Source organism: Streptomyces sp. BE303, assembly GCF_036290945.1.
In the GTDB taxonomy this organism is placed as follows: Bacteria; Actinomycetota; Actinomycetes; order Streptomycetales; family Streptomycetaceae; genus Kitasatospora.
On sequence record NZ_JAQYWZ010000943.1, the window covers coordinates 1 to 12,746 of the forward strand.

Genomic DNA, 12,746 nt, shown 5'->3' on the forward strand with positions numbered 1-12,746 from the left:
CCAGCGCTACATCGACACCTACTGGTCGCGGTTCGAGGGCCGCTACTTCGCCGGTGACGGTGCCAAGAAGGACGAGGACGGCGACATCTGGCTGCTCGGCCGGGTCGACGACGTCATGCTCGTCTCCGGCCACAACATCTCCACCACCGAGGTCGAGTCGGCCCTGGTCGGACACCCGTCCGTGGCCGAGTCCGCCGTGGTCGGCGCCGCCGACGCCACCACCGGCCAGGCCATCGTCGCCTTCGTCATCCTCCGCGGCACCGCCGCCGACAGCCCCGAGCTGGTCGAGGAACTGCGGGCCCACGTCGGCCGCACCCTCGGCCCGATCGCCAAGCCGAAGCAGATCAAGGTCGTCGGCGAGCTCCCGAAGACCCGCTCCGGCAAGATCATGCGCCGCCTGCTCCGCGACATCGCCGAAGGCCGCGAGATCGGCGACACCACCACCCTCGCCGACTCCACCGTGATGAACCTCATCCAGACCCAGCTCACCAACTCCCCGGTGCAGGAACGCCCCTGACGAAGTCGACCTCGCACGCCCGAGCCGCGGGGCCGGCTCCGCACCGCCCCGGGCGCCCCGGCAGGCCGGAGCCCACTCGCCACGGCCGGGCAGACCCGGCCACCAGGTGCCCGGGGCATTCACGCCGGTTCCCTTTCCCCACAAGGGAGTTCGGTGACCGTTCGGCAACCGCCGGTGGCGAGGCCGCGACCGATGGTGTCGACGCGCCCGTCCGGTGCCCACGGGCCCACCGACACACGGGCTCACCCGCCGGGCCCGGCCCGTCACGGGGCGAAGCAGCGGGGCTGCCGGGCCCCCGGGGACGGCCGAGCCCACCGGGGCTCCACCGGTGCCCCGATCGCCCGCTGCTGCCGCCGCCGCACCGGACCTCCTGGGCCGCAGCCTCCTGGGCCGGGGCGCGGACCCGCCCCGTCCCCTCGGCGACACCACCCCCGGTCACCGCCGACACCACCCCCGGTCACCGCCGACACCACCCGGTCCCCGATCGACCGCTCGGCGTACCACTGGCCGCACGGTACGACCGTTCGTCGCACGTCCTGCCGTGCATGCCTATCGGCGCGGGCCTTCGTGGGCTGGGATGGACCGAAGGCGGCGAACACGCCGGGCGGCAAGGGGGCACTGGTGGCAACCCACGGCGAAATCTGTGAGCGGGCCCTGACAGATCTGACGCGCGCCGGTGCGGCTACTGCGCCCCACCCGGACGGCGAGAAAACGAGTAGGTGAACACGGCATGCTCACGTTCCCCCGACAAGACATCGGCCGGACACGGCCCGCCATGTATCTGCGGTGCTACCCCTACGACAGCACGCGAATGGAGTGCCACCGCCGCGCGCTGGAGCGGCTCGCCCACCGGCACTGCCTGCCGGAGCCCGCGGAGTACGTGGACAACGGCCGGCGACCGGTGGACGGCCTGCCACAGCTGGAATGCCTCGTGCGGTCCATCGAGCGGGACTGGATCACCACGCTGCTCATACCGGGCCTGTTCGTGTTCGCGCTGGACGACGGCGAGGCCCGGACCGTGGCCGCCCGGCTGCGCGGGCTCGGGTGCCGCCTGATCGAACTCACCCGCTCCGGCCTCCTCCCGGCGGTCGGCGTCCCCGCACCGCGCGCGTTCCGTACGGCGCAGCCCAGGCAGCTCGTGCCGCAGCGGGAAGCGGCGTGAGCCGGCGCCCGGGGCGGCACGGCCCCATCCGTCCGAGGCCACCCGAGGTGTCGGGGGCCTCCGGGCGGATGCCCCGACCGGGGCGGGCGGCGCCGGCACCGCCTCGCCGCACCCGACCGGCTCTCCCACGGAGGAGAGCACGTTCCACGGCCGTGGCCTGGCACCCGCTCGGCCCGTAAAATGCGCAGTATGTTGCGCGTACTGGCCGTCGACGACGAGAAGCCGGCGCTTGAGGAACTGCTGTACCTGCTGCGCGCGGATCCGCGGGTCGAACGCGCCGAGGGGGCGACCGACGCCACCGAGGCCCTGCGCCGCATCGGCCGGGCGGTCGGCGCCGGACCCGACGACGCGGACGCCATCGACGTCGTCTTCCTGGACATCCACATGCCGGGCCTGACCGGGCTCGACATGGCCAAGCTCCTGGCCGGGTTCGCCCGGCCGCCTCTGATCGTGTTCGTCACGGCCCACGAGAATTTCGCCGTCGATGCGTTCGACCTTAAGGCCGTCGACTACGTCCTCAAACCGGTGCGGCGCGAGCGGCTGTCGGAGGCGGTGCGCCGCGCGAGCGACCTGGCCGAGTCCGCCCGCGAGGACCCCTCCCCGGGCGGGGAGGCGCAGACGCAGCCCTCGGCCCCGGACACCTCCGCGGTCGAGGACGCATCCGCACACATCCCGGTGGAACTCGCAGGTGTCACACGGTTCGTCGCGGTCGGCGACATCGCCTACGTCGAGGCCCACGGCGACTATGCACGCCTGCACACGGCCGAGGGCAGCCACCTCGTGCGGATCCCCCTGGCCGTGCTGGAGGAACGCTGGGCCTCCCGCGGCTTCGTCCGCATACACCGCAGCCGCCTCGTCGCGCTCGGCCGCATCGACGAACTGCGACTGGATGCCGGGGGCACGACCGTACGGGTGGGAACGGCGGAACTCGCGGTCAGTCGCCGCCACGCCCGCCAGCTGCGCGATCTGCTGATGCGCCGAGCGCGCGGCTGACCCCCGGCGCCGTTCCACGGCGCTCGGCCGCCGTCCGGCGCGCGCCGGGGAGCCGTTCGTCGCGCCGGCCGGTACGCCCGGCGACGCAGAGGCCCGCTGGTCGAACGGCAGCCCGAAGCGATGGTCCAGGCACCCCGTCGCCGTTACCGTTGATCATCGGCAAAGGGGGCCGGATGTCCGACATGGAAGCGCTGCTGGAGGAACTCCACGGGCTGGACCGGATCCGGTCCTCACACCCGGGGGATGTCACCGCGCTCCTCACCAGAGCCAAGGCCGCAGCCGGGCGCTGGGCCGACGTCCTCGAAGAGATCCAGGAGTCCGCGCACGGCCTCCTGGGCCCCCACGCGGAAGCGGCCCTTGAGGTGGCCTTCCGCCACGCCGAGGACTCCTATGTGGAGCTGGAGATCGCCTTGGCCGCCACCCGGGACGCTCACGTGATCCACCCGACGAAGACAACCGGACTTAGCGCCCAAAACCTACCTTCTTCCACCACCGCTCTGTAGTCTTCGAAGCCTTCCGGGCACCCTCCCGGAAGACTCGCCACCAGACACCGGAGCGGACGCGATGCCCGCAGACCACCGACCCCGCCGCGAGGTCGTCACCGGAGTGCCCAGACGCGTCCACCGCCCGCCACGCGACCGTCCGGCCCGCAGCGAAATCACCGAGCAGACCGCCCTGGGCGACATCTACGTGCGCTCGCTGATGCGAAGCCAGCTCCGCGCAGCCCTGTACGCCCTGGGCACACTCCTTCTCCTGATCGGCACCCTCCCGCTGCTGTTCGCCCTCCCCGCCGCCGCGCTCGGCTCCTTCTCCCCGGCCGACCCGTTCCTGTGGGTGGTCCTCGGCGTGGCCGTCTACCCGGTGATGTGGCTCATCGCCCGCCGCTACGTCCGCCGGGCCGAGCGCAACGAGCGCGACTTCACCGGACTCGTCGAAGGACGCTGAACCCACCCATGAGGACCTGCCGGTGAACCAGACCTACGCGGTGACGGCCGTCGCCCTCGTCGTCCTCGCGACCGTCCTCATCGGCGCTCTCGGACTGCGGATCTCCCGGACCACCTCGGACTTCTACGTCGCCTCCCGCACGGTCGGACCCGGCCTGAACGCCGCCGCCATCAGCGGCGAGTACCTCTCCGCCGCCTCCTTCCTCGGCATCGCCGGACTGATCTTCCTCCAGGGCCCGGACATGCTCTGGTACCCGGTCGGCTACACGGCCGGGTACCTCGTCCTGCTGGTCCTCGTCGCGGCCCCGCTGCGCCGCTCCGGGGCCTACACCATCCCCGACTTCGCCGAAGCGCGGCTCGAATCGCCCGCCGTACGCCGGCTGGCCAGCCTGTTCGTCGTCGGTATCGGCTGGCTCTACCTCCTGCCGCAGCTCCAGGGCGCCGGTCTCACGCTGGAGATCCTGACCGGGGCCCCCGAATGGGTCGGCGCGATCGTCGTCGCCGTCGTCGTCACCGCAGCCGTCGCCGCCGGTGGCATGCGCAGCATCACCTTCGTCCAGGCCTTCCAGTACTGGCTCAAGCTCACCGCACTCCTGGTACCGGCGCTGTTCCTCGTCGCCGCCTGGTTCGGCGACGACGCACCCCGGGTCAGGTTCGACGCCCCCGCCGTCTTCCGGGAACACACCGTCGTACGGCTGGACGACACCGTCCGCGTCCAGCTGGAACAACCCCTGACCGTCGGCGCCGTCGGCACCGTCGACGGCACCCCCTACGACGGCAGCCAGGTCACCCTGGCCGAGGGAACCCACCGCATCCAAGCCGGGACCAGGCTGTCCTTCCCCGACGGCGCGGAGGTCCCCCGGCGGGCCTCCACCGGTGCCGACCCGGTCTGGTCCCAACCGCTGGCGGGCGGACGCGAGGGCTACCAGCTGTACGCCACGTACGGGCTGATCCTGGCGACCTTCCTCGGCACCATGGGCCTGCCCCACGTCGCGGTCCGCTTCTACACCAGTCCCGACGGAAACGCCGCTCGCCGTACCACCCTCGTCGTCCTCGCCCTGGTCGGCGCCTTCTACCTGCTGCCGCCGGTCTACGGCGCCCTCGGCCGCATCTACGCACCCGAGCTCGCCCTCGTCGGCGCGGCCGACGCCGTCGTGCTCGTCCTCCCGCAGCACGTGATCGGAGGAGTGACGGGAGAACTGCTGGGCGCGCTGCTCGCCGGCGGCGCCTTCGCCGCCTTCCTGTCCACCGCCTCCGGGCTGACCATGTCCGTCGCAGGAGTCCTCTCCCAGGACATGCTCCCCTCGCCCGCCGTCCGGTACTTCCGCCTCGCGACCGTCATCGCCATGGCCGTGCCCTGCGCCGTGAGCATGGTCGCCAGCCACGTGCCGGTCGCGGACGCGGTCGCACTCGCCTTCGCCGTCTCGGCGTCGTCCTTCTGCCCCCTGCTCGTCCTCGGCATCTGGTGGCGCCGGCTGACACCTCCGGGCGCCGCGGCCGGCCTCCTCACCGGAGGCGGCGCGGCCCTGACCGCCGTCCTGGCCACCCGGGCCGGGATCACCCCGGAGGGATGGATCAACACCCTGCTCGCCTGGCCCGCCGCCTGGTCGGTACCGCTGGGCTTCCTCACCATGGTGCTGGTGTCCCTCGCGACACCACGGCACGCACCGCCCGGAGCGGCCGCGATCCTGGCGCGCCTCCACCTGCCCGAGGACATGCTTGGCCGCCCGCAGCCGGAGGGCGCGCCACGGCGAGGCACCGGGAACGAGGTCACCGACCGGACCGCCCCCAGGAGGCAACGATGACCGCAGCAGCCCTCGCCATCCTGTGCACCGCCGTGGCCGTCCTGCTCGTCGCCGGCGGCTACCGGCTCGGCCGGGTGGGCGCACGGCACGGCTCCGGGCCGGATCTCGACCTCGGCACCCCGGTCGAGCGGGCGACCTTCCACACCCTGCACACCGCCTCCCTCGCCGCCCCTCCCCTGCGCGCCGGTCTCACCGAGGACACCGCCCGCAAGGCCACCCGCCAGCTGCGCCCCCTGCTCGGCACCGAGGCCCTGTGCCTCACCGACCGTGAGACGGTCCTGGCCTGGGACGGCCGCGGCGCCGACCACCACCCCGCACGCGTGATGTCGCGCATCACCGGGGTCCTCGCGTCGGGGCGCAGCCAGAGCCTGTTCACCGACTGTGACGATCCCGAGTGCCCCCTCCGCTGGGCCGTCATCGCCCCGCTGACCGGCGAGGAAGGCGTTCGCGGCGCGCTCGTGGCCTACGGCTCACGAGAATCGGCGGTGCTCGTCCGGGCCGCGACCGAGGTCGCCCGCTGGGTGTCCGTGCAGCTGGAACTCGCCGAGCTCGACCGCTCCCGCACCCGGATCATCGAGGCCGAGATACGCGCCCTGCGGGCCCAGATCTCCCCACACTTCATCTTCAACTCACTGGCCGCCATCGCTTCCTTCGTCCGCACCGACCCTGAACGGGCCCGCGAACTCCTCCTGGAGTTCGCGGACTTCACGCGGTACTCGTTCCGCAGGCACGGTGAATTCACCCACCTCGCCGACGAGCTGCGCTGCATCGAGCAGTACCTGGCACTGGCCGGGGCCCGGTTCGGCAGCCGTCTGAAGGTGACCCTCCAGATCGCCCCCGAGGTCCTTCCCGTCACCATGCCTTTTCTGTGTCTCCAGCCGCTGGTGGAGAACGCCGTCAAGCACGGCCTGGAGGACTCCAGGGACGACTGCCGGATCTCGATCTCCGCCCAGGACGCCGGCGCCGAGGCGGTGGTGACCATCGAGGACGACGGCATCGGGATGGACCCGAAGGAACTGCGGCGCATCCTTGCCGGAGAGACGCTCAGGGCGTCGGGCGTAGGCCTGTGCAACGTCGACGAACGACTACGACAGGTCTACGGCGACGACCACGGACTGGTCATCGAGACGGCCGTGGGCGCGGGCATGAAGATCACCGTCCGGTTTCCCAAGTACCGGGCGGGCGTCCACAGGGTCTCCGGCGACGGAACGTGACCGTCACACCCCCCGGAGCCCGGTCCGCGTCGTCACCCGGCGAAGCCGGGACGCCAGGAGATGCAGCGTCCAGGGTCTCCGGCAAAGGTCCGCATCAATGGACCCGTCGTCCATTCCGTAGCACCGGAATCACCAGAACGGCCGAGCACTGTTCGGGAGGATCGACAGGGATTTCCACACCACCATCCGTATCCGGAAGCGTTCCGCCCGATCGAGTGCGAGGAGAAGCACCGCACCGAACAGATAGCAACCGAACGGATCGAATCTGAAGACCTGTCAATCCATTGCCGTACAAGACGGTACCGTCACCGGAATGACCCGGATAACGATCCCTTCCGAGGTCTGTCTGAAATTCGACCGGGGGCCTAGGCTGTGCGCGTGTCGATCCTTCGAAGATTTCGCGCTTCCGGCCCGCGCCTGCTGCCGGAACTCGACGACGTCGAACTCGGCCGTGTGCGGCGGCAGCTGAATTCCCTCGCAATGCCGGGTCAGGACGCAATTCGCATCGACCAGGTCGAGCGGCTGCTCCAGGAGGCCGGTACGGACTGGGACCGCCGCGCGCACCGGCTGGCCGTCCTCGCCGAGGCCGCCGCGCCCTCGCCGCTCGCCCGCTTCTGGCGGCTGCGCCACTCGCACCACGCGAACCCACTGCTCTTCGAAGCCTGGGTCGAGCTGGTCCGCGGTCGGCACCTGGGACGGATGGAGGATGCCCGTGCCTCCGTCGCCAACTGCTACGGCGCCGCCGACGCCCTGCCCAACGACCCGACCCCCTGGGTCGTGCTGCTCGGGATCCTGCGGGTGATGCGCGCGGACTCGCGCGAGCTGTTCGCCGCCTTCCACGAGGTGACCTCACGCGACACCTGGAACCGCGAGGCCCACCTGCAGCTTCTGCGCTACCTGTCACCGGAGGAGTGCGGTTCGCGCAGCGGCCAGTTGGACTTCGTGCACACGGTCCGGGCCGCGGTGCCCCCGAACGCGCCGGCCGTGGGCGTGGAGCTGACCGCACTGGTCGACGAGCACGCCCGCATCGCCGCCCGGGGAAGCATCGAGGCGCTGCTGGTCCGCCGCCAGTGGACGAACGAGCGCGCCACCCGGGTGCTGAACGCGGCGCTGGTCGACTGGCCCCGCCACGGCCACCTTCAGCACGCGGCCGCCCTGGCCGACCTGAACCTGCTCGCCTTCGCCCTGGTCCAGGCCGGCCGCTCGCGCGAGAGCGCCGCGACCTTCGGCCTGCTCGGCGACGTGGCCACCGCCTGGCCGTGGTCGCTCACCGGCGACCCGCTCCGCCAGTTCGCCTACTGGCAGTCCAAGAACTGACCCGACACGCCTCTGCCGCGCCCGTGACGTCCGACCCTGCCGGGGAGGGCGCCCGCCAGGCGTGATTCCCTCAGCGACGCCGAGCGCAGCCGCAGGCCGGCGACGTGCCCGCGTGGAAGGACACCTTCGACCCTCTCGGCTGCGCGGCTGCAGCACCCCGGTCACCGGTGGGGTCCACCGCCGGTGCGGGCCCGAGGGCGTGTGGACGGATCCGTCCGGGGAATCGAGAGCGGGGCCACCTCGCTCCGAATCCGCCGGCGTCGGTCGAGTACCGACGGCGGTCCGCCGTCCGAACAGAGGCGTTCGAGGTCAGGGACGGTCGCAGCTCTCGGGATCGCGTCCGGTCCCGGGGGTGCCCCGCCGGGGCAGACAGATGTAGCGGCTGTCGGCGTCGTGGCTGAGGTAGCGGCCGAAGCACTCGCTCCGGCCCTGCCGGGCGCAGAAGGCGAGAACGGCGTTGCCGTCCGGGAATGTACCGGTCACATAGACCAACCAGTTCCCGGAAGGGAGGGATCTCCAGTCGTCGCTGTTGAGGATCTTCGCGCCGGGGATGTCCTCCTGAATGGTGAGCAGTTCCTCGTCCGCTTCGCCCTGTGGGGCGCTCTGGGGAATGACTGACAGCTGGGCGATCCATCTGCCCGTCGCCGAGGGCGCGGTGGGGGAGGGCGTGGCGGTGGGGGCCACAGTGGCTGCCGCCGAAGCCCGGGCGGTGCCGGCGGGGGTGGGGGTCGCGGTGGGGGTCGTGGCGGGGGTCGTGCTGGGGGTCGTGCTGGGGGTCGTGTGAGCCGCGGTTCTGGGGGGCACCGCCGCCGGGGCCGAAACGGTGGCGGTGGGAGTGAGGGTGGCGGTGGGGGTGGGGGTGGGGGCCGCAGTGTCGGGGACGGCGGCGCTGGGGAGCGTGGTCGTCGGCGTCGCGATACCGAGCGCGGCTTCGGGGGCGCCCCGCTGGGCCGTGTGGAGGGCGACGCCGGTGGCCAGCACGAGTGCGCCCACGGCGCTCGACACTCCGACGCGCACGAGGCGGGGAGCCCGCTTCTTACGCGGCTTCGTCCTTGTCCTGGTGGTGACGGCCGGGGCGGTGACCGGCGAGGAAGAGGGAGCGGCCCCGCTCGTGGCCCCGGCAGGAGAGGCCTCCGCGGCCGCGTCGGCCTCAGGGCCGCCGCCCGGGCGGTAGGGCTGTCCGTCAGCGACGGCTGCGAGAGCTCGCGCGACCTCCTCGGCGCTCGGGCGGCCGGCGGGGTCCTTGCTGAGCAGTGTCAAGATCAGCGGACCGAGCAGGCCGGCCCGGCACACGTCCGGAAGAGGGTCCTCCCGGATGGCGACCAGGGTCTCCCAGAGCGTGTCGCGCCGCATCGGGTTCGCCCCCTCGACACACATGCACAGCAGGACACCGAGTGACCACAGGTCACTGGCCGGGCCCACTTCCGCCGCTTCGGCACTGATCCGTTCCGGCGCGAGGTAGTCGGGCGAGCCGAGAAGGTCGCCGGTGGCCGTGAGGTCGAGCGAGCCTTGGAGGGCGGCGATGCCGAAGTCGGCGAGGACGGCGCTGCCGTCCGGGCGGATCAGGACGTTCGCGGGCTTCACGTCACGGTGCAGGACGCCCGCGGCGTGGGCGGCGCGCAGGGCGCCCAGGATGTCGAGACCCACACCGGCGGTCTGGGCCGGCGTCAGCGTAGCCTCACGCAGCAGAACGTCGAGCGGAACGCTGTCGACGAACTCCATGACCAGCCACGGGTAGGGGAGATCGTCCACGATCTCGTAGATCCTCACCGCATTGCGGTGGTTGAGCCTGGCAAGGGCCTTGGCCTCGCGGACGGCCCGCTCGCGCATGTGAGCGGCGCGCTCGTCGTCCTCGTGCCGAAGCGGCCGCATCTCCTTGAGCGCGATGTCCCGCTCCAGAACCGGATCGTGCGCCCGCCACACCGTCCCCATCGCCCCGGAGCCCAGTCGCTGTCTCAGCTCGAAACGGTCGGCCACGACATCGCCGACCGCCCGGCCGGGTTCCTTGGTCATGCTTCTCTCCAGTCTCATCGCCATGCCGAGGGCCTACGGCGACGGCCCTCGACGGTCGGCACCGTGCGTCTCGTCATGGCCGGAGCTGCTCCGGCCCGGTTGCGTCGGGCCACCGCTTCTCGGCTTCGGGAAGCCGCGCGACCGTGGGAAGGAGTGCCGAAGTGCGCGGCGAACCTGCGTCGTTGTCGAAGCGTTACAACGATCGTTCTCGCGGGCGCGAACCCGCCGCCCGGCCCGACGGGGCCTGCGCCGGACAGGGACCCGCCGCCGGAGACGGCGACACCTTCGACCCCGGCGGTCCTCCCCCGCCGGGAACACCGCGTGGATAACGGTTGCGCAACGGGGCGGGATGCCGGGGGCCCGCGCTTCCTCCTGTGAAGGACTCTCGACCACCGGCCACCGGCCACCGGCTCCGTCGGGCCGATCCGGCGGCGGCCACGGCGCGGACCGCCGAACACCCTGGTCCGGCCGTCGAGTCCCTGAACTGCCGGATCACGAACCCGACCAAGGACCGACCCTCATGCACCTGGACTCCTTCCCCGCCGGCCAGGCACCGATCCCGGCCGACGGCCCTCCGCCCCGGGAAGCCCGACGGCACGACACCCGCGCCGGTGCCCGAAGGCCCGCCGCTCACGCAGCGCCCGCCGTTCACGCAGCGCCCGCCGTCGGGTGGCCGAGGCAGTAGGCCCCACCGACCGACCACCGAGCAGACAGCCCGCGCCGACGGCACCCGAGCAGGGTGCGCCGTCGCCCACCCGGACCATGCCAGCGAGGATCCGCATGACACCTGTCGTCACCCTCAGCGATGCCCAGCTCCGCGCATTACTCCCGTCCGGCGAACGTGCCTCCAACGCCGTCGAGGAGCTGACGCGTCGGTACGGCGACGTGATCCTGGCCTGTGTCCAGGGGCTGGGCGCCACGACGTCGGACGCGCAGGAACTCTCGGCCGAGGCGCTCGCCAGGACACTCGACGCCTGCCACCAGGGGGCGCCCCCGGCCCTGCCCTGGATCCCCTGTCTCCTCCGCGAGGCACGCCACCTGGCTGCCCGCCGAGCGGAGACCGGCCAGCGGCACAGCGTCTCCCCCGGGTTCCTGCACTGGTTGGACCAGCAGTCCGGACCGCACCACGGCTACCGGGCCACCCTGTCCGCGGCCGAGGAACAGAGCCCCCTGCTCCGGTCGTTCGAAACCCTCACCAACCCGTCGGAGGCAGTGCTGTGGCGGGGCCTCATCGCCTCCCCCGGCTCGGACGGTCCCCCCGCGCCTGCTCGGCAGGAGCTCGCCGATGCGTACGCGCGCCTGTACGTCGCGGCCGTCCCCGACCGCCGCTGCCGCCACCAGGCGGCCCGGCTGACCGACGAGGCCCGCTACGCCGGCCCGGCCACCGCCTACCTGACCCGCCACATGACCCGCTGCCGCCGATGCACCCGGGCCCTGGAGGACCTCCGGGCGATCCACCAGTGGGACGTCCGCGTCCTCATGAGACGGCTGCTCGTCCACTTCGACCCGCCCACGACCCGCCCCACGGCCGGCCCGCCGCGCCGCCGGACGGCCACCGAACCACCCGGGCCGACGGGGGACGGCAGCACCGATCGGCCCCCGGCCCCGCTCCCCGACCGTCCGACGGCCGGATCGGCCTCGGCGGGGACCTCTCCCCCGCGGACGTACCGCCGGGCAGTCCTGACCGCCGCGGGCATCGGCACGGCGGTCCTGGCGCTCGGGTCGGCCCTGACAGCACCACCGGCCGACCACCCCACAGGCTCGCCCGCACCGATCACACCGGCGGCCACCGCGTCGGACCGTTCCAGCACTTCGCCCCAGACGCCGGCCGAACTGCCGACCTCTGCCGTACGGACACCGGAGACGACGAGCCGGCCGTCCCGGACCGGATCGGCGTCGCCGTCCTCACCACCCCCGAGCACCCGCCACTCCCCACCGGCGCCCGCGATCCCGTCACCCGTCCCTCCGCCCCCGAGCACCCGCCACTCCCCGCCGCCGTCGGAGCCGTCCCCCGTCCCGCCACCCGTCCCACCGCCCGCGCCTGCGTCCCCCACCCCGCCACCCAGGACGACTCCCGCTCCGGCTCCCAGCCACTCCCCCACCCCGTCGGCGCGCCTGCTGAGCCGCGGAGACCAGGGACCGGACGTGGCACGGTTGCAGGACCTGCTGGTGCGCGCGGGCTGCGGACAGCTCAACGTGCCCTACGTGGAGGGCCTCTTCGACAGAGCAACCGCCGAATTCCTCACAGCTTTCCAAACAGCGGCCGACATCCGGGGCGAGGAACGCAGCCGCGCCGTGTACGGTACCGAGACCCGACAGGCCCTTGAAGGAACCGGTCCCCGCCCGACCTGCTGGCGCACGTAGCCACCGGCGCCGCGGAGCAGGTAGCCGACGGTGCACCACGCGGGTGACCGCCCTGCCGGCCGGCAGCTGCCCCACCTGAGCGACGACCTCACCCTGATCGCCACCGAACTCACCACCGACGCCGTGAAGCACGGCGGCACCCCCGCCCGGGCAGGCCCGGCCCTGTGCGAACCCGGGGCGGGCCGCCGGGTCGTGCGCCTGGAGATCACGGACTCCGGCCCCGGCTTCGACCGCGACCAGCGCATCACCACCGACCCCGGCGACACCTCCGAACGCCGCGACGGGCGCGGCCTCCTCCTGGTCGCCGCGCTGGCCGGCACCCGGGGCGCCGTGCAGACCGCCGCCGGCCAACGCGTCCGGGCCGAGCTACCGGCCTGACGACCGCCGCGGCGCGGGCCGACCGAAGCCGGCGCCGCG

At 72.8% G+C, this 12,746-nt stretch carries 11 protein-coding genes; 10 read left to right on the forward strand and 1 reads right to left on the reverse strand.

The annotated features are described in order from the left end of the window. From PUR56_RS38845 to PUR56_RS38880, 8 genes are all read left to right on the forward strand, one after another. The coding region (locus PUR56_RS38845; RefSeq protein ID WP_443034622.1) for an AMP-binding enzyme at positions 1 to 517 on the forward strand (517 nt) is incomplete at its 5' end. Between the two features lie 730 nt (positions 518 to 1,247). Beyond that, entirely contained in the window at positions 1,248 to 1,679 is a 432-nt protein-coding gene (locus PUR56_RS38850) for a hypothetical protein (RefSeq protein ID WP_329952442.1), read from the forward strand. Positions 1,680 to 1,868: 189 nt separating this feature from the next. Beyond that, a complete protein-coding gene (locus PUR56_RS38855) occupies positions 1,869 to 2,672 on the forward strand; it encodes a LytR/AlgR family response regulator transcription factor (protein ID WP_329952443.1) in 804 nt (267 codons plus the stop codon). Between the two features lie 173 nt (positions 2,673 to 2,845). Then, positions 2,846 to 3,175 carry a hypothetical protein gene (locus tag PUR56_RS38860; protein ID WP_329952444.1) on the forward strand — a complete coding sequence of 110 codons (330 nt, stop codon included), beginning with the start codon at positions 2,846 to 2,848 and terminating at the stop codon, positions 3,173 to 3,175. A 61-nt stretch (positions 3,176 to 3,236) separates the two neighbouring features. Next, positions 3,237 to 3,617: a hypothetical protein gene (locus PUR56_RS38865; protein ID WP_329879733.1), complete on the forward strand. Its 381-nt coding sequence runs from the start codon at positions 3,237 to 3,239 to the stop codon at positions 3,615 to 3,617. 22 nt (positions 3,618 to 3,639) lie between these two features. After that, positions 3,640 to 5,421: a sodium/solute symporter gene (locus tag PUR56_RS38870; RefSeq protein WP_329952445.1), complete on the forward strand. Its 1,782-nt coding sequence runs from the start codon at positions 3,640 to 3,642 to the stop codon at positions 5,419 to 5,421. Further along, positions 5,418 to 6,635, forward strand: a complete 1,218-nt coding sequence (locus PUR56_RS38875) for a sensor histidine kinase (protein ID WP_329879735.1) — start codon at positions 5,418 to 5,420, stop codon at positions 6,633 to 6,635. Before PUR56_RS38870 ends, PUR56_RS38875 begins: the two co-directional genes overlap by 4 nt. A gap of 480 nt (positions 6,636 to 7,115) precedes the next feature. Beyond that, entirely contained in the window at positions 7,116 to 7,952 is an 837-nt protein-coding gene (locus PUR56_RS38880; RefSeq protein WP_329952446.1) for a hypothetical protein, read from the forward strand. A 309-nt stretch (positions 7,953 to 8,261) separates the two neighbouring features. Here PUR56_RS38880 and PUR56_RS38885 read toward each other — a convergent pair whose 3' ends face one another. Further along, the gene (locus tag PUR56_RS38885; RefSeq protein ID WP_329952447.1) at positions 8,262 to 9,965 is read right to left on the reverse strand and encodes a serine/threonine-protein kinase; all 1,704 of its coding nucleotides are present in this window, start codon (positions 9,963 to 9,965) and stop codon (positions 8,262 to 8,264) included. A gap of 780 nt (positions 9,966 to 10,745) precedes the next feature. Between PUR56_RS38885 and PUR56_RS38890 the strand changes: the two genes are divergently transcribed. Both PUR56_RS38890 and PUR56_RS38895 read left to right on the forward strand, forming a co-directional pair. Continuing rightward, complete coding sequence (locus PUR56_RS38890) at positions 10,746 to 12,329, forward strand: peptidoglycan-binding domain-containing protein (RefSeq protein WP_329879738.1); 1,584 nt, start codon at positions 10,746 to 10,748, stop codon at positions 12,327 to 12,329. Positions 12,330 to 12,359: 30 nt separating this feature from the next. Beyond that, positions 12,360 to 12,707 carry an ATP-binding protein gene (locus PUR56_RS38895; RefSeq protein WP_329952448.1) on the forward strand — a complete coding sequence of 116 codons (348 nt, stop codon included), beginning with the start codon at positions 12,360 to 12,362 and terminating at the stop codon, positions 12,705 to 12,707. Positions 12,708 to 12,746 lie beyond the last annotated feature (39 nt).

Bases quoted from the DNA above. Each gene is read 5' to 3' on its own strand.
- PUR56_RS38875 (WP_329879735.1), top strand. From the start codon at position 5,418: ATGACCGCAGCAGCCCTCGCCATCCTGTGCACCGCCGTGGCCGTCCTG.
- PUR56_RS38860 (WP_329952444.1), top strand. From the start codon at position 2,846: ATGTCCGACATGGAAGCGCTGCTGGAGGAACTCCACGGGCTGGACCGG.
- PUR56_RS38885 (WP_329952447.1), bottom strand. From the start codon at position 9,965: ATGACCAAGGAACCCGGCCGGGCGGTCGGCGATGTCGTGGCCGACCGT.
- PUR56_RS38890 (WP_329879738.1), top strand. From the start codon at position 10,746: ATGACACCTGTCGTCACCCTCAGCGATGCCCAGCTCCGCGCATTACTC.
- PUR56_RS38850 (WP_329952442.1), top strand. From the start codon at position 1,248: ATGCTCACGTTCCCCCGACAAGACATCGGCCGGACACGGCCCGCCATG.
- PUR56_RS38855 (WP_329952443.1), top strand. From the start codon at position 1,869: ATGTTGCGCGTACTGGCCGTCGACGACGAGAAGCCGGCGCTTGAGGAA.
- PUR56_RS38865 (WP_329879733.1), top strand. From the start codon at position 3,237: ATGCCCGCAGACCACCGACCCCGCCGCGAGGTCGTCACCGGAGTGCCC.
- PUR56_RS38880 (WP_329952446.1), top strand. From the start codon at position 7,116: ATGCCGGGTCAGGACGCAATTCGCATCGACCAGGTCGAGCGGCTGCTC.